The sequence below is a fragment of the Actinoplanes palleronii genome (genome assembly GCF_016862315.1).
Classification (GTDB): Bacteria; Actinomycetota; Actinomycetes; order Mycobacteriales; family Micromonosporaceae; genus Actinoplanes; species Actinoplanes palleronii.
Genome location: NZ_BOMS01000084.1, coordinates 1 through 16319, shown reverse-complemented (window position 1 = coordinate 16319; position 16319 = coordinate 1). Strand labels below are relative to the sequence as shown.

At 73.2% G+C, this 16319-nt stretch carries 15 protein-coding genes; 5 read left to right on the top strand and 10 right to left on the bottom strand.

The window, feature by feature from the left end; genetic code table 11:
* The first annotated feature begins 48 nt into the window (after positions 1–48).
* Complete coding sequence (locus tag Apa02nite_RS26895) at positions 49–1260, top strand: glycosyltransferase family 39 protein (protein WP_239164591.1); 1212 nt, start codon at positions 49–51, stop codon at positions 1258–1260.
* Positions 1261–1451: 191 nt separating this feature from the next.
* Complete coding sequence (locus Apa02nite_RS26890) at positions 1452–2600, top strand: putative hexosyltransferase (protein ID WP_203827441.1); 1149 nt, start codon at positions 1452–1454, stop codon at positions 2598–2600.
* Positions 2601–2828: 228 nt separating this feature from the next.
* Here Apa02nite_RS26890 and Apa02nite_RS26885 read toward each other — a convergent pair whose 3' ends face one another.
* The 3 genes from Apa02nite_RS26885 to Apa02nite_RS26875 are packed head-to-tail and all read right to left on the bottom strand — an operon-like array spanning position 2829 to position 4368.
* Positions 2829–3203, bottom strand: coding sequence for a YciI family protein (locus tag Apa02nite_RS26885; protein ID WP_203827440.1), 375 nt, complete (start codon positions 3201–3203; stop codon positions 2829–2831).
* Positions 3204–3244: 41 nt separating this feature from the next.
* On the bottom strand, positions 3245–3400 hold the full coding sequence (locus Apa02nite_RS26880; protein WP_203827439.1) for a hypothetical protein: 156 nt from the start codon (positions 3398–3400) through the stop codon (positions 3245–3247).
* Positions 3397–4368: a hypothetical protein gene (locus tag Apa02nite_RS26875; RefSeq protein WP_203827438.1), complete on the bottom strand. Its 972-nt coding sequence runs from the start codon at positions 4366–4368 to the stop codon at positions 3397–3399. The genes Apa02nite_RS26880 and Apa02nite_RS26875 overlap by 4 nt, the downstream gene beginning before the upstream one ends.
* Before the next feature lie 382 nt (positions 4369–4750).
* Between Apa02nite_RS26875 and Apa02nite_RS26870 the strand changes: the two genes are divergently transcribed.
* Both Apa02nite_RS26870 and Apa02nite_RS26865 read left to right on the top strand, forming a co-directional pair.
* Positions 4751–5551, top strand: coding sequence for an SAM-dependent methyltransferase (locus tag Apa02nite_RS26870; protein WP_203827437.1), 801 nt, complete (start codon positions 4751–4753; stop codon positions 5549–5551).
* Between the two features lie 459 nt (positions 5552–6010).
* A complete protein-coding gene (locus Apa02nite_RS26865; protein WP_203827436.1) occupies positions 6011–6562 on the top strand; it encodes a hypothetical protein in 552 nt (183 codons plus the stop codon).
* A gap of 135 nt (positions 6563–6697) precedes the next feature.
* On the opposite strand, the gene Apa02nite_RS26860 is transcribed toward Apa02nite_RS26865, so the two are convergent.
* Together Apa02nite_RS26860 and Apa02nite_RS26855 are read right to left on the bottom strand one after the other, a co-directional pair.
* Positions 6698–9043 carry a sensor histidine kinase gene (locus Apa02nite_RS26860; protein WP_203827435.1) on the bottom strand — a complete coding sequence of 782 codons (2346 nt, stop codon included), beginning with the start codon at positions 9041–9043 and terminating at the stop codon, positions 6698–6700.
* Positions 9044–9053: 10 nt separating this feature from the next.
* On the bottom strand, positions 9054–10316 hold the full coding sequence (locus Apa02nite_RS26855) for a lipopolysaccharide biosynthesis protein (RefSeq protein ID WP_203827434.1): 1263 nt from the start codon (positions 10314–10316) through the stop codon (positions 9054–9056).
* Positions 10317–10418: 102 nt separating this feature from the next.
* Here Apa02nite_RS26855 and Apa02nite_RS26850 point away from each other — a divergent pair, with 102 nt between their 5' ends.
* Positions 10419–11819 carry a nucleoside/nucleotide kinase family protein gene (locus Apa02nite_RS26850; protein WP_203827433.1) on the top strand — a complete coding sequence of 467 codons (1401 nt, stop codon included), beginning with the start codon at positions 10419–10421 and terminating at the stop codon, positions 11817–11819.
* 7 nt (positions 11820–11826) lie between these two features.
* Here the strand turns inward: Apa02nite_RS26850 and Apa02nite_RS26845 are convergent, their stop codons facing one another.
* From Apa02nite_RS26845 to Apa02nite_RS26825, 5 genes are all read right to left on the bottom strand, one after another.
* The gene (locus tag Apa02nite_RS26845) at positions 11827–12516 is read right to left on the bottom strand and encodes a response regulator transcription factor (RefSeq protein ID WP_083972166.1); all 690 of its coding nucleotides are present in this window, start codon (positions 12514–12516) and stop codon (positions 11827–11829) included.
* 106 nt (positions 12517–12622) lie between these two features.
* Positions 12623–12937, bottom strand: coding sequence for a hypothetical protein (locus tag Apa02nite_RS26840; protein WP_203827432.1), 315 nt, complete (start codon positions 12935–12937; stop codon positions 12623–12625).
* Between the two features lie 45 nt (positions 12938–12982).
* Complete coding sequence (locus tag Apa02nite_RS26835) at positions 12983–14143, bottom strand: glycosyltransferase family 4 protein (protein ID WP_067700040.1); 1161 nt, start codon at positions 14141–14143, stop codon at positions 12983–12985.
* Positions 14140–14994 (bottom strand): glycosyltransferase family 2 protein, encoded by an 855-nt coding sequence (locus Apa02nite_RS26830; RefSeq protein WP_203827431.1) that lies wholly within the window; start codon positions 14992–14994, stop codon positions 14140–14142. The genes Apa02nite_RS26835 and Apa02nite_RS26830 overlap by 4 nt, the downstream gene beginning before the upstream one ends.
* A gap of 105 nt (positions 14995–15099) precedes the next feature.
* On the bottom strand, positions 15100–16319 hold a 1220-nt coding region (locus Apa02nite_RS26825; protein ID WP_507762494.1), incomplete at its 5' end, for an Ig-like domain repeat protein.

The following is a 16319-nucleotide window of genomic DNA, read 5'->3' as shown; positions in this document are numbered from 1 at the left end:
CAGTAGGCTCCCGACCCGCAGAGTGGTCGAGTTAGTCGGGAGCGGATTTTGGCAGTCGCGGACCTCACCTGGATTCCCGCGCAACGGTCGCCGGAGCACGACGTGCCGGCGCGGGCCGCCCCGGCCGGGGACTTCCCCGCGCCGCGCCGCCGGGTCGGCCTGCGGGTCGCCTGGCCGGCGATCGCCGGCTACGCCGCGCTGCGGGCGATCGGCCTGCTCGCCCTCGCGTTCTTCGGCACCGGCCCGCACCGCGACCTGTGGGCGATCCTCGGCCGCTACGACGCCGGCTGGTACGCGGGCATCGCCACCCGCGGCTACGACCTGGCCATCCCGCTGCACCCGGACGGCTCCCTGGCCACCACCAACCTGGCGTTCTTCCCGCTCTACCCGGGCCTGATCGCGCTGCTCGACCCGGTCCTGCCGGGCGACGCGGCGGCGGCCGGCATCACGCTCGCCTGGCTCGCCGGGCTGGTCGCGGCGTGGGGCCTGTTCGCGATCGGGACGCATCTGCACAGCCGCCGGGCCGGTGTGCTGCTGGCCGCGCTGTGGGCGGTCGTCCCGCACGCGATGGTCGAGTCGATGGGCTACACCGAGACGCTGTTCACCGCGCTCTGCGCGTGGTCGTTGTTCGCGGTGCTGCGCCGGCACTGGCTGACCGCCGGTCTGCTCTGTGCCCTCGCGGGCCTGACCCGGCCGACCGGCGCCGCGCTGATCGCCGCGGTCGGGCTGGCCGCGCTGGCCGCCGGGCTCACCCGCCGGGACGGCTGGCGTCCCTGGGCGGCCGGCCTGATCGCCCCGATCGGCTTGTTCGGGTACGTCGTCTGGGTAGGACACCGGCTGGGCCGCGCCGACGGCTATTTCCACGTCCAGAAGGACGCCTGGAAGATGTCCTATGACGACGGCGGCTACACGCTCGGCACGGCCCGGACGCTGCTCACCGGGCGGGTCGATCTGGCCTATCTGATGTGCGCGCTGGTGCTGCTCGCCGCGATCGTGCTGGCCGTGGTGCTCTCGGCAAACCGGCGCGCCTGGCCGCTCGCGGTGTTCTCGCTGGTCATCGTCGCGATGGTGTTCTTCGGCGACGGCTACTTCCACGCCAAGGGCCGGCTGCTGATCCCGGCCTTCCCGCTGCTGCTGCCGATCGCCACGGGACTGGCCGGCGCCCATCGACGTACGATGATCTCGGTCTTGACGGTCCTTGCGGTGATCTCCGCCATTTATGGCGTTTACCTTGCCCGGTTTTGGACGCATTCGCCGTGATTATGAGTAGCCCTCGGATACCACCGGCGTAATGGACGTCCAGTAAGCTCCCGGCACCGCCAAGCAGTCGCACCGGGGAGCTCAGATTGACGGCCGAAGATGTCGAGACTATCACCGGGTCACCCCGGATTCCCGCACAGCGGTCTCCCGGGAGTGAAGCGCCGGTCGAGCCGGTCACCACAGTGGACGAGGTGGTCGCGGCCCCGGTCGCGGCGCCGCCCGTGCTCGGGCGGATCGGGTTCCTGGCCGCCTGGCCGGCCCTGGCCCTCTACGCCGTCCTCCGCGCGTCCGGCCTGATCGCGTTCTGGCTCACCGCCGACAACCTGCACCGCGACTTCTGGCAGCAGCTGACCCGGTGGGACGGCGGCTGGTACCTCGCGGTCATCAGCCGCGGCTACGACGCGGCCTTCGCGCTCCGCCCGGACGGCACGCCGCTCCCCAGCAACCTGGCGTTCTTCCCGCTCTACCCCGGTCTGATCTGGACGTTCGACCACGTCCTCCCCGGTGACGCCACGGTCGCCGCGATCACGATCGCCTGGGTGGCCGGCCTGGCCGCCGCGTGGGGCCTGTTCGCGATCGGGACGCACCTGCACAACCGCCGCACCGGCGTGCTGCTGGCCGGCGTCTGGGCGGTCATCCCGCACGGCATCGTCGAGTCGATGGGCTACACCGAGACCCTGTTCACCGCGCTCTGCGCGTGGTCGTTGTTCGCGGTGCTGCGCCGGCACTGGCTGATCGCCGGTCTGCTCTGCAGCCTCGCGGGCCTGACCCGCCCGACCGGCGCCGCCCTGGTCGCCGCGGTCGGCCTGGCCGCGCTGGTCGCGGTGATCCGCCGTCAGGACAGCTGGCGCCCGTGGCTCGGCGGCGTGATCGCCCCGCTCGGCTTCCTCGCCTACGTCGGCTGGGTCGGCGACCGGCTCGGCACCCTGAACGGCTATTTCAGTGTCCAGAAGGACACCTGGAACATGTACTACGACAACGGCTACTACACGCTGTCGACCGCCCGCACCGTGCTCCTCGGCAAGAGCGACCTGGCCATCGTGATGTGCACCGTGGTCCTGGTGGCCGCGATCGCCCTGTTCTTCGCGCTCTCCGGCGACGCCCGCGCCTGGCCCCTCGCGGTCTTCTCCCTGGTGATCATCGCGATGGTCATCTTTGGTCACGGTTACTACCACGCCAAGGGCCGCCTGCTGGTACCGGCGTTCCCGCTGCTGCTGCCGATCGCCATCGCCCTGGCCGCCGCCCGCATCCGTACCGTGATCGCGGTCCTGGTCACCCTCGCGGTCGTCTCGGCGAGCTACGGCGCCTACGTCCTGCTGTTCTGGACCCATTCCCCGTAGCCGCCGGACCGCTTCCGGTCCATCATCCTTTTTCGGTACGACCTGTGCACAGTCCCGCCGAGCAGCGCGACGTCGTCCCGGCTCCCGATCGCTGAGCGGGCATCCGGGGCGGGGCGGCCGCTCCGGACCGCCGCCCCCACCCTGGCCCCGAACCCTGGCTGCCACTCCGGCCCGCCGGTCCGGCCCTGGCCCGCCGCCGTCGACGCGGCCGGTCGCCGTGTCCGGACGTCACCTGCGCCGATCAGCCAGGCCGATCATCTTGTCGTGCTCGGGGTCGGGCATCAGCTCCCGGACCTCCTGCGCGCACCGGCACCCCGCCGCGATCCGGGCAGCCCACGCGAGGGCCTCCTCGCGGGTGTCCACCTCGATGACCGAGAACCCGCCGATGACCTCCTTGGTCTCCGGGTAGGGCCCGTCGGTGACCAGCCCGTCGGTGCCCACGACGCTGGCCCGCTGCCGCTGCAGCCCGCCGCCGTAGACCCACACCCCGGCCTCCCAGGCCTCCCGCACCACCGCCCTGGAGGACGTGGCCAGGTCCTCCCACTCGTCGTCCTTGATGTGGTCCATCGCACCGTCGTTGAACGAGACCAGGTACCGCGTCATCGGATCACTCCTCACTCCCGGCGGCCCGATCCGGCCACCCCTCAACCCATCCCACGAACGCCCACCGCCGAATCCGACACCACGCCGGAAATTTCTCCCGGATCCACATCGCCCACCACCGGCAACGCCGCGGTCTCGGCCGCGAGGTGCTGACCGGCGCAGCCACCGCGATCTCCGTGCGGCTCGCCGGTCGTCACGGTGCCCACCGCGCGCGCAGGACACCGTCGGGGTCCGGCAGCACCGCGGTCATCAGGGGATGCCGCTCGTCGGCGTAGAGCGACAGGACGGCAGCGGCCCGCGCGCCGGCGAGCAGCGCCGGGCAGCTGTCCTCCTCGGCGTACCGGCTGGTGATCGTCCCGGACCGGTCCTCCCGGACGACTTCGACGGTGCTGTCGTCCGCGGGCAGAGCGGCCAGCACCGCCGCGATGTCGGTGGACAGGTCCGGCCAGAGCAGCAGCCGGGACCGTGGCGTCAACCCGGCCCGGACGGCGCCGAGCCGCTCGGCGGTGAGCCGGTGCCAGCGCGAGGCGTTCCCGACGAAACCCTCCTCCAGCAGCACCGGCCCTCGTGCGGCGACGAGGCCGGCGACGTCCGTCCAGAACGCGTCGCCGGCGGCCCGCACCGGAGACTCGGGGGGCTCCGGAAGGTAGGGCGACTCCGGGATCGGCTCGGCGAACAACCCGAGCCGGTGTGTGACCGCGACGGCGCCGGCACAGGCCGAGGTGCTGCTGACGTAGACGTACTGGTCCCAGCCGACGTGCACCGAGAAACGCCCGTCGACCTCGAGGCGGCACCACGCGCCGTTGTCCCGGAGCATCGCCCGCACCAGTTCCAGGCCGACGGCCAGCGGGATCTCGGCGCCGTCGTGATAGCCCGCGAGGTCCGCCGGGAACAGCCCGGCCAGCCCGTGCCCGTCGACGGCCGGCTCGACCCCGAAATTGACCAGACCGGCCACGGCGGGCTCCCGGACCGACAGTGTCGTCACCCCGCTGTCCGCCGCGAACGCACCGACCGCGGCCAGGTAGGCCGCCTCGACCACCCCGTGATCACTCACGACGTCCTCGCCGCCGACGTAGGACCCCCGTTCGTCCCGATCCGCCGGGTCGTACTTGGTCACCCGATAACAGAAGGCCGGCGCCCCGCCCCCACTCACCACCCCAGCCACACCCCGATCGTATGACCCCCACCACCGCCCAAGCCCACCCCGAGCGCAACAACGACCTTCGCGTCCAGCCCGGCATTCCCGGAAAGCCCCATCGTCGGGTCACGGCCCGTTTAGCAACCATGGGCGCTCGCCGGACACCGCCGGCGCTGAGCCGCCTGGTCACGCCCCCGGCTGGTCCTCGTGGCCGTTATCCAGCTCTATGAGGGCGCTGCCGCCCAACCCGGCGAGCCGGGCTGGGCCTGGTGGCCGTTAAGGACGGCCCGAAAGGGCCGTGAGGACCAGCCGGGGGTGGTGACGCGCGCTGCCCGCCGTTCCGGAACGCGAGCATCGCGCGCGCCGGATCGCGGACCGGCGCCGCCCCGGACGGTCTAGCGTCGAGGGGGTGACAGTGGACTTGTTCGATGCCTCGGCCATGTATGACGACGACTATCTGCACTTCTTCGCGGGCGGAGCAGCGGGGGGAGGGGCTGGGGTGACGCACGGCCCGCCGGTGCCCACCGCGGTGGGCGGGACCGCGGTGGCTGATCTCGTCGGGGGGCTGCTCGAGCTGGAGCCGGGGATGGCCGTGCTGGACCTGGCCTGCGGGCACGGGTCGCTGGCGATCGCGCTGGCCGGGCGCGGGTGCGAGGTGACCGGGCTGGACTTCTCCGAGGTGTTCCTGGACCGGGCCCGGTCGGACGCGGCCGCCCGGGGTGCGGCGGTGGACTTCGTGGCCGGGGACATGCGGGCGCTGCCGGCCGGGTGGACCGGGCGGTTCGACCGGGTGGTGAACTGGTCGACGGCGTTCGGGTATTTCGACGACGCCACGAACCGGGCGGTGCTCGACGAGATCGTGCGGGTGCTGCGCCCCGGCGGCCGGCTCGCGATGGACCTCGACAACCTGGCGCGGTTCCTGACGTCCTGGACGCCGTCGCGGATCACGGCGGCCCTGGACAACGGGGACATGCTCGTCGACCGGCACCACTTCGATCCGCTGACCGCCCGGTTCGAGGTGGAACGCACGGTGATCCGGGACGGCGCGGCGCGCAAGCTGACGTTCCTGAAGCGGCTGTTCGGCTTCCCGGAGATCCGGGACTGGTGCGCCGCGGCCGGCTTCACCACGGTCGCCGGGCACGGCGAGGACGGCCACCCGCTGACCGCCGCTCACCACCGCATGATCGTGACCGCCGCCCGCCCGGCGTAGACCCCGAGCCCGGCATCCCGGTTCCCGCGGCTCCGTTCCGGCCACCCCTGCCCGTCCACGAACGGCCGCCCCCGAGTTCCCGCACCCGCGCCTGCCCACCCCCTGACCCCGTCCACCGGCGGTCCTCAGGCCGCCCCCTCATCCCCTCCCGGGCCTCGGCCGGCTGGTGCTGGCGGTCGTGAGGCGACCGTGAGGCCCAGCCGGGCGAGCGGGGGGCCGGCGAGCGCTCATCGTGGTCTCGAGGCCGCCATAACCACCACGGGTGCTTGCCCAGCCCGCCCGAGCACCACGACGCGGTCCTCCCCGCCGCCCCGGCGGTCCGCAACCTCGGGCCGTCCCCACCTCCCCGTTGCTGCCCGATCGGCGGGTGGCGGGACGGGGCGGGTGGCGGGCGGCGGAGCTACCGGGCGGACGGGTTCCGGCACCGGTTCTGCAACCGAGGCGTGGCACCATCGCAGCGTGATCGTTGCCCGTACCTCCGTATCCGGCCTGCGCAGAGCCGGTCTCACCCTGGCCGCCGCGATGCTCGGCGTGGGACTCGCGCCGATGCCGGCCCGGGCCGACGGGCCGGGCTACGGAGGAGACGCCGACGCTTTGACTGTCGCGTGGCGGTCCGCCGGAGCGGGCCGTGGGCTGGTGGTGTCCGCCGTCGGCTTCCGGAGCGGCTCGGCGGTGCAGGTGCGAGTCGGTTCGGAGGCCGAGCGTTCCGTCACCGCGGACCCGGCCGGTGCGGTGGACCTGCTCCTCACCTCGGCCAGCACCGCAGTGACGGCCGCCGCGGCCGCCGGTACGAGTGTGCTGCTCACCGGCCACACCCCGGCGGGTGACCTGCGTACGCTGATCGGCGCGGTGCCGCCGGGAGCGGCCGGGATCGGCGTCGCGGACCTGGTCCCCTGGGCGGGTGCGCTGGCGCTGTCCGGTATCGCCGGCCTGTGGCTCCGGCGCCGTTTCGCGCCGGCCGCCGGCGGGCAGCTGCGGCGTTACCGTCATCCCGGCCGTCACCGCGTCTGACCGGTTTCGGCCAGGTGCTCCGGGCCGGTCATCGCGCCTGATCGGTGGCGGTCCGGTGCCCCGAGCCGGCCATGCCGCCTGCTGGCTGACCGGGCTCGGGCACGTCACGGCCCGGGGAGTCCGGTCTCCGGGTGGTCAGCCCGCGTGGAGGTAGACGGTCATCGCGATCTCGGCCGCTGCCGCTGCCCGGTCGACCTCGGCCACCGCGGCGGCCAGGACACCGGCGTCGACGGCCGCGGCGGCCAGACGTTCGACCCGGGCGCAGGCATCGGCCAGCGGCCCGGCGCCGAGCAGCGCACTGGAGGACTTGAGAGTGTGCGCGATCGCGCCCAGCCGGTTGTGCTCGCCGGTGTCGAGCGCGTCCGTCATGCCCTGCCGGCGCCCACTGAGCTCGGCCAGGAAGGTGCTGATGGTCATGGCCACCAGTTCGCGGTCCTCCAGCTGGGCTTCGAGCTCGTGCAACTGCACCAGTGAGAGGGCGCTGCCCTCCGGCGGGCCCGGCTGCGCCGCCGGAGTGGCGTTTTCCACCGGGCCCGCGGCGACGACCGGGTCCGTGGGGACGACCGGGTCCGTGGGGACGACCGGGTCCGTGGGGACGACCGGGTCCGTGGGGACGACCGGGTCCGTGGGGACGACCGGGCCTGCGGGGACGACCGGGCCTGCGGGGACGGGCGGGTCCGTGGGGACGGGCGGCGTGGTCGCCGGTGCCGGGGTCGTCAGATACGGCAGCAACGCCCGGCGCAGTTCGGCCAAGGTGATCGGCTTCGAGAGGTAGCCGTCCATCCCGGCGGCCAGGCACTGCTCCCGGTCCTCGGGCAGCGCCGTCGCGGTCAGGGCGACGACCGGCACCCGGCACCCGGCCGCGCGGATCTGCCGGGTGGCCTCCAGCCCGTCCAACCCGGGCATCTGCATGTCCATCAGCGCGAGGTCGTAGCGGGTCTCGCCGAGCACCGCCGCCACCGCCGCGACCCCGTCCACGACGGTGTCGCAGTCGACTCCCATCAGCCCGATCATGCGGCGCAGCACGGTGCGGTTGATCTCGTTGTCCTCGGCGAGCAGAATTCGTCCCGGTGGGAGCGGCACCACCGGCAGCGGCCCGCCCCGCACCCCGGTGCGCTGCTGGTGGAGCGCGGCGGTGAGCCGGTCGAGGGTCACCGGGGCGCTCAGAACACCGGTCCGGCGCACCACCCCGGTGCGCGGATCGGTGGCACTGACCATCAGGGCCAGGCCGGAATCGCCGACCGCGGCGAGGATCGCCTCGGCCCGTTCGTCGGCAGTGGGGTCGTGGGCGTCGTCGCACCACACCACGACGGCGGTGCCGCTCCGCCCGGCGACCACCTCGTCGAGGCTCACCCGGACGGCGTCGGCGCCCGCGGCGGTGACCATCCAGGCCAGTGCCTCCTCGGAACGGAGGGTGGGCGCGGCGACGGCGACCCGGGTCCGGATCGGCGTCCGGACGCCGGGCCCGGCCGGTCCCGGCAGCGGGCGCAGCGGCAGCCGGATGGTGAACCAGGATCCGTGGCCGGGCTCCGAGCGTACGGTCAAGGTTCCGTCCAGGCATCGGGTGAGCCGCCTGGCCAGCGCCAGGCCCAGGCCGGCGCCCTCGTGCCGCCGGGCGGCCGAGAACCCGGCCTGCACAAAAGGCTCGAAGATCCGCTCCTGATCCTCCCCGGCGATCCCCGGCCCGGTGTCGGAGACCTCGATCAGGTAGGCGCCGCCGCCGTCCGCCCGCGCCGTGACGACCACCTCGCCCCGGTCGGTGTACCGGACCGCGTTACCGACGACGGCCGCGAGCACCTGGCGCAGCCGGTCGGCGTCGCCCTCGACCACCGGGGGCAGGCTCGGCTCGCGCGCGGCGAGCAGCAGGATGCCCTTCTCCCGCGTCTGTTGCTGAAGCGGCTCGGCGACGCTCTCCAGGAGGTCCCGGACCGTCACAGGTCCGGGCCGGGTGAGGAGCGTTCCGGTCTCCAGCCGGGCCAGGTCCAGCAGGTCGTCGGTGAGCAGCCGCAGCCCGTGCACTGCCCGATGCACGCTGTCGACGGTCTCCCGGACGTCGGACGGCAGGGTCTGGGCCCGCAGCAGTTCGATCGCGGCGACGACGGTGGTGACCGGAGTGCGCACCTCGTGCCCGAGCAGGGCGAGGAACTGCTGTGGGGACACACCGGAGGTGGCCGTCTCGAGGACGATCAGGCGGCGCTGCGCACCGCAGGTGCTCTCCAGGCCGCTGACCCGGATCGTCGTCGCCGGGACCGGGCCGCACCGGCAGGTCAGCACGGCGTCCGCCGGTGGCCGGATGTCCCGGATCAGGTCCGGCAGCCGGTTGTGCGCCGGGCAATCCTGGTCGGTCCTGGTCAGCACGTCGCCTTCAGCCGGACCGGACTGCCGCCACCGGGCGTTGGCGACCAGGACCCGGCCGTGCTCGTCGGCGATCGCGGCCGGGCCGGCCAGGGCCTCGACCAGGGTGCGCGCTGCGAAACTCATGTGTAACCCCTTACCGGAGTGCGGCCACCGTCAGTGCGGTCTCCTCCGGCAGGGCCTGAGGAACACGGCGGGTCCAGGCGCGTCCCTCGGTCACCGCGACCACCAGCAGAGTGGGCAGCAGCGCCGCGGCCGAGCAGGCGGCTATCTGCGCGGCCGAGCTGTGCCACCGCTGGATGAGGACGACCTCGAGCACGGCACCGGCCCACGGGATCAGTGTCGTCCATGATCGGCGGGCCAGCGCGGCGTTCGTCAGGACGGTCACCACGGAGGTGATCCCGGCGACGGCGGCGAGGATCTGGACCAGCGTGGTGTCACCGGCGTACCCGTCGCCCCACAGGATGCGCAGCACCAGTGCCGGCGCCGCGGCCAGGACCGCCGCGCCGAACAGGGCGGGACCGGCGACGGCGGCCAGCACGCTGAGCAGCAGCCGGCCGCGACCGGGCCGGTCGTGCGCCGCGACCAGGCGGGGGAAGACGGCCGCCATGATCCCGGCCGGCAGCGCGAGTGCCGTCTTGGCCACCGTCGCCGCGGCGACGTAGGAGCCGGAGGCGGCGCCCGCGAGGTGGTGGCGGGCCAGCAGCAGGTCGACCGTGGAGAACAGGAACAGGCCGGTCACCGCGACGGCCGCGCTGCCCACCGCGCTCAACCGCAGCCGGACGCCGGATGTCCGGTCCGGATCACGCCACAGGACACGGACCGCGGCGGCCAGAGCGGCCACCTCACCCAGCAGGGTCGCGGCCAGCGCGCCGGCGACGCCGAAGGGCACGGCGAGCCCGAGGCCGAGTACCAGGCGTACACCGGTGGCCACCAGGTAGGTGGAGGCCACCGCGGCGATCTGCCCGGTGCCGAGCAGCAGCCCGCGCGCGGTGGCGAGCACCGCGGCCACGATCAGGTAGGGCGCGAGTTGCGTCGCCTCGGACAGTCCGTCGAGATGGAAGTACGCACTGATCAGTGGCGCGCAGGCCAGCGTGGCCACACCGGGCAGCAGGCCGTGTAGCGCCACCGAGCGCAGCGACCGCCGGGTGGTGTCCCGCCCCGCGCCGTGGGTCGCCGCGTGTGCCGAGGCGGCGGTCTGCAGGGCGCCGAGCGGAATGCCCAGCATCACCATCGCGGCCAGGACCGTGCCCAGCGCTCCGTACGCCGCGGGGTCGAGGAGCCGGCCGACCAGCGCATGGAAGGCCAGGTTCCCGGCGCTCTGCACGGCGACGGCCACCGCGATCGGACCGGCGGCTCGTAGCAGGGCATTACCGGCGCGTCCGAGATCGATCTGCACGTCACCCGTATCGGCCGGTCACCGGGGAAGCTGCCGGTTCCGGCCGTCGCCGTTCTTCCGGAATCAGCTCGCGCCGCGTCGCCGGGAACGATACTCAGGACGATGTCCGAGAAGTTGCTCCTCCCGTCGCCGAGCCGGGCCGAGGTGCGGGACTCCGTCGCCGCGGTCCTCGCCGAGTCCGGCTTGCCGTGGGCCTGGCAGGGCGCCACCGGCGCGCCGGACCGCTGGGTGGCTGACACCGGGCCGGCCGACCTCGACGTCTGGTGCGCCGCGTCCGACCCGATCGCCGCCCTCGCCCTCCGGCACACCTGTGCGGTGATCGCCGAGGCCGCGGATCCACGGCGGCTGCGGCACACCAGCGTCGCGGTGCAGACCGGCGGCGGGCTGGCCGTCGTGGACCTCACGTACGGTGACCTGCGCGTCGGGCCGATCCTGCTGGTCCCGGCCGCGGAGGTCACCGCCGACCCGGTCACGCATCGGCTGACCGGTGCCGCTGCCGTTGCCGACCTGCTGGTACGCCCGGTCCTGCGCGGACGGATACCGGCCCCCGACCGCCTCGCCGAGGCGGTCGCGGCGTGGGCGGCGGCGGGGCGCGAGGACCGATCCGGGCTGGCGCGGCGACTCACCGGACAGCTCGGCGCGGGCGTCGCCGCGGATCTGCTCCGGGCCGCGGGCGGGGCCCGGGCCGTGGCCGGCCTTCCCCGGCGGGCCCGGTGGCGCCTGGCCGCCCGCAGTCTCGCGCCTGGTGTGCTGGGCGCGACGTGGGCGCAGCGACGCGGCGTTCTGCCTGCCGGGCCGGCTGCCGGGCCGCTGGGTCTGCGGGTCCGCGGGGTCGTGGTCGCCCTGGTGGGCACGGACGGCGCCGGCAAGTCCACGGTCGCCGCCGCGCTGGACGAGAGTCTGCGCCGCAGTGGGTTCGTGACCGCGTCCGCGTACTTCGGCATGGCACGCGGCAACCTGCCCGGGGTCGCGTTCGCCCGTCGCGTGCTCGGCGTCGGCTCGACCGCGCCCACGCCCGGGACGACCGGGCGCGGAGCAGGCGGGCCCGAGGTGGACGAACCGCCGGCGGATCACGTCTGGCTGCGCCGGGCCGCGGCCTGGTTCTACGCCGGCGAGTACAGCTGGCGCTATCTGCGCACCGTGACGCCGGCCCTGGCCCGCCGGCGCGTGGTCATCGCCGACCGTTGGGTCTTCGACCTGCGGGAGTCGCCGTGGCCGGGCTCCCGGGCGGCTCGCCTGGTGGAATTCCTGGTGCCCGCGCCGGACCTGCTGGTGCTGCCCGACGCGCCGGCCGAGGTGATCCATCGCCGCAAACCGGAGCGCAGCCTGGCCGGCCAGCGAGCTCAGCAGGACCGTTTCCGCCGGCTGCTCGCCGAGCGGCCGGCCCGCTGCGCCGAGCTGATGGTGGATACCACCGGATCGCCGGGCGACGCGGTGGCGCCGCTGGTCGCGGCCGTGGTGCAGGCGGCGCACACCTCCCGGTGGCGCCGCGGTCGCCGCTAGGTAGGCGTCAGGGCTCGAACCGGTAGCCGACGCCGCGCAGCGTACGGATGTGGTGCGGCGCCGAGGCCGACTCACCCAGCTTGCGCCGCAGGTTGCCGACGTGCACGTCGATGATGTGGTCATCGCCGTAGAAATTGTCGCCCCAGACGTCCTCCAGCAGCTGGCGCCGGGTGAAGGTGCGGCGAGGCGCGGAGGAGAGCAGGTCGAGCAGATCAAACTCGATCTTGGTGAGTTCGAGCACCACACCGGCCTGGGACACCTCGCGGACCTCGAGGTCGATGCGCAGGTCGCCGTATTCGCGGACGGCTTCGCGCTGGGCCTGGGCGGAGGCGCGCGGCCGGCGCCGCATCGCCTGGATGCGCGCCGAGAGCTCCCGCGGCGAGAACGGTTTGGTGACGTAGTCGTCGGCGCCGACGGAGAGGCCGACCACCTTGTCGAGCTCGTCGGTACGGCCGGTGACCATGATGATGTACGCATCGGTGAACTGCCGGATCTGCCGGCACACCTCGATGCCGTCGACGTCTGGCAGGCCGAGGTCCAGGATCGCGATGTCCGGCCGTTGCTTCTTGGCCCGGGCCACGGCCTCCTGGCCGTCGCCGGCGGCGAAGACCTCGAAGCCCTCCTTCTCCAGCAGATGACGGCAGATCATCATGAACTCGGGGGAGTCCTCGACAACGAGTGCGCGTGGCCTGGGCACGGCTCCTCCGGGGGGCGATGGCGGGATCGGACAGACCTCTGATCGGTCACTCGGCCGGATATCCAAGGCGAAATGCCGGTCCGGCGCGTGATGTCACCCTCAGGTCTCAGGCGGCGGCGCGGTCGCGCGCCTGGTGGAGCAGTTCGATGACACCGTAGGCGTCGATCTCCGCACCCTCGGCGACGTCCAGGAAACCGATCCACCGGCCGGTGCCGGTCTCGGCGTCGGAGATGGCGGCCACCATCTCGAAGCTGATGCACTGCGCGTAGAGCGCCTCGCACATCCGCTCGACGACGTAGCGCAGGGCGGAGGGGGAGCCGTGCCGGGGCAGGACGAGGGTCAGGTCGACGGCTGCCTCGCCGGGACCCTGGACGAAGGTGGCGGTGGCGGTGGCGGTGGCGGTGAGCTGCGAGATCGTCATGGGTAGAGCATGGCGGCCCAACCTCAAGTGGATCTCATGCCACCGTCAAGCCGTGGGCAAGTCCGGACGGGCGCCGAGCACCGACCGGTACGCCGCGCCTGCCCGCGCCGTCGCCTGGGCCCAGCCCATGTGGTCACGGGCCGACTCCTTACCGGCACGGGCGTACCGATGCCAAGCGGCCTCGTCGGTGAGCAGGGTGACCAGGGCGCGGGCCAGGGCCGGCGGGTCGGCCGGCGGCACGGACAGGCCGTTCACCCCGTCCTCGAGGACCGCCCGGACGCAGGAGACGTCCGTGCCCACCACCGGCAGGCCCACCGCCATCGCTTCGACCAGCGCCATCGCCGGGGGCGAGGTGGTGTAGTCGAACTTGAACGGCCAGGTGCCCACCTGAGCCGCGGCGAACTCGCCGAGCAGGTCCGGCACCGGCTCCGTGAGCACGTCGATCGCGTCGCCCGCGGCGCCGGCCCGGGCCAGGATGGCGGGCAGTTCGGGCCGGGGGATGAGCAACAGGCGCAGCCGGACGCCCGGCACGCGGGCTCGCACGGCACGGAACGCGTCGAGCAGGGTGTCGAGCCCGCGGACCGTCTCGGCGCGGCCGGCGAAGACGATGACCGGGTGGTCCCGGTCGAAGTGGGCGCGGCGGTCGTCGTCCGGGGCGCCGCAGGCGTACCGGACGACCTGGGGGCCGCCCGACCGGCCGAGGCGTTCGGCCACGCGCGGGTCGGGGGTGAGGACGGTGGTCACCCCGGCCCGGCGCAGCGCCGCGACGGCCAGTGGCACCGGCATCACCGTGGTGGCCGCCACCCGCGGCCGCAGCACGTTGGAGGACCACATCTCGGCCAGGGTGCTCCGGCGCCAGGCTCGCGGACCGGGCAGCGTCGGCCAGGCGTAGACGGTCAGCACCTTCGGGTACGGCCGCAGCGCCGGGTGCAGCGCCATCAGCGGTCCGAGCGCCCCGGCGTGCAGATGGATCAGGTCGGGGCGGATCCCGGCCAGTGCCCCGGCCAGTGGTGCCGCGCGACCCAGCGGGAACGTCTCCAGGGCGCCGCCGAGCTCGGTCACTCCCGAGAACGCCCCGGCGCCGTCGACGACGTGCGTGGTGATCAGGTGATGCTCGCCGGGCACCCTCGTCGCGGTCTCGGTGACGGTGCGTCCCATCGCCTCCCGCGCCGAGAACTCGGCGATGACGTGCGCGACTCGGGTCATGCGCGTACCGCCCGCCCGGAGGCTGCCCGGCCGCGCAGGTGCCCGATCGCGCCGAAGCCGAACTCGCCGATCTTCATGAGCCACATCCCGCCGTACAGCAGGGGGTGGGTCCGCAGGTAGCCGACGTGGCGCAGGTAGAGCCGGAAGCGGTGCAGGATGTTGACCTGCCAGCGGAACGCCTCGGGATGCTCGCGCGCGAACACGTCGGCCGTGGTCACGTACCCGAGCTTCTTCTTCAGGGTGCGCGACAGTCGCAGCTCGCCCTCGTTGTGGAACAGGACGTTGCGGGTCCGGCCGATCCGGTACCCGGCGGCGCGGACCCGCAGGTCGAGGTCCTTGTCCTCGGAGAAGACCATGCGCTCGTCGTGGCCGCCGAGCTTCTCGTAGACGTCACGGCGCAGGCAGCGCAGCGATTCGATCTGCTCGACGCCGTCGTAGCACTTCTTCTCCAGCCACTTGCACCGCGCCCAGAACGTGGTGCCGAACGACTCCTCCGGGATCACCAGGGCGTCGTACGGCCCGGACAGCAGGTCGGCGCATTCGGCGAGCAGGCCCGGGGTGACCGTCATGTCGGTGTCGAGATGCAGCAGAACGTCGCCGGTCGCCTCGGCCGCGCCGCGCCGGCGTCCCTGCGCCATCGACCGGTTCTCCTGGAGGTACCGGACCCGCAGGCCACGTTCCCGGTAGGCGTCCAGGAGCTGGGCCGTCCCGTCCGACGACCGGACGTCGTCGTTCACGACGATCTCGAAGTCCCGGTACGTCGAGGCGAGGCACGACGACAGGAACTCCCGCAGGAGGGCGGCGCTGTTGTAGGCCGGCACGACGATCGACAGCGCGGGCGTTCGGGTCATAGACCAATTATGAGCATATTTATGGTTTTTTTAGGTAGATAATGCCGACGGTGGGCCGGAGCTCGACGAGCCCCGGCCCACCGTCGGCGGGTGATCAGGTGTGGATCAGCTGTACAGCGGCATCATCACCGCCCAGTAGACGAGCTCGGTCGCGTTGGCAATCGTCACGTCGGGCTTCGCACCGGCGGCCAGGCCGATGATCCGTCCGGTGTACGCCGACCAGCGGTGCGCGGCCAGATCGGCGTCCAACTGGCGGAGGGTGACAGCCGAGGCGCCGGTGAGGTACCGGTGGGTCAGCGCGCTGAGCCACTCGACGGTCGGCTGGACGGTGTACTTCAGCTGCACCGTGGTGGCCGTGTTGCCCGCCTTGTCCGTGGCGCCGGCACAGGTCACCGTGTGTTTGCCGAAATTCTCCAGGTCGGTGCGTGCGGCCGGGGTGGCGACCCCGGACACCGCGTCGGTGGTGAGGCAGGTGACGACCGGCGCCGCGTCCGGACCGTAGACCGAGCCGTCGACGGCGCCGGTGACGGTGACGGTGGGAGCGGTCCGGTCGACGTTGAGCGTGCTGCTGATGGTGCTGCTCGCGGTGTTGCCGGCCTTGTCGGTGACGGTGCCGGTGATCTTCTGTCCGGCGCCGTCGGTGATCACCGCGTCGGCGGGGCAGGCGGCCACGCCGGAGCGGTCGTCCGTGCAGGTGTACTTGACCGTCGGTGCCGTCGTGTACCAGCCGGCCTTGTTCTTCGTGCCGACCACGGTGGAGGTGATGCCGGGCGCGGTCCGGTCGAGGTTGACGGTGGTGGTGGTGCTCGCGGTGTTGCCGGCCTTGTCGGTGACGGTGCCGGTGATCTTCTGTCCGGCGCCGTCGGTGGTGACCGTGCTGCCGGTGCTGCAGGAGGCGACACCGGAACGGTCGTCGGCGCAGGTGAACGTGATGGTCGGGGCGGTGTTGTACCAGCCGTCGGCGTTCGGGGTGGCGCCGGTGACGGTGGTGCTGATGGTGGGGGTGACCTGGTCGAGGCTGACGGTGGTGGTGATGGTGGCGGTGTTGCCGGCCTTGTCGGTGACGGTGCCGGTGACCTTCTGGGCGGTGCCGTCGGTGACCGGGGTGTCGGCGGGGCAGAGTGCCACGCCGGATCCGGTGTCGGTGCAGGTGTAGTGGACGGTCGGGGTGGTGCGGTACCAGCCGGCGGTGTTGGCGGTGGCGCCGAGCACGGTGGCGGTGATGACCGGTGCGGTGCGGTCGAGGTTGACGGTGGTGGTGGTGCTCGCGGTGTTGCCGGCCTTGTCGGTGACGGTGCCGGTGATCTTCTGTCCGGCGCCGTCGG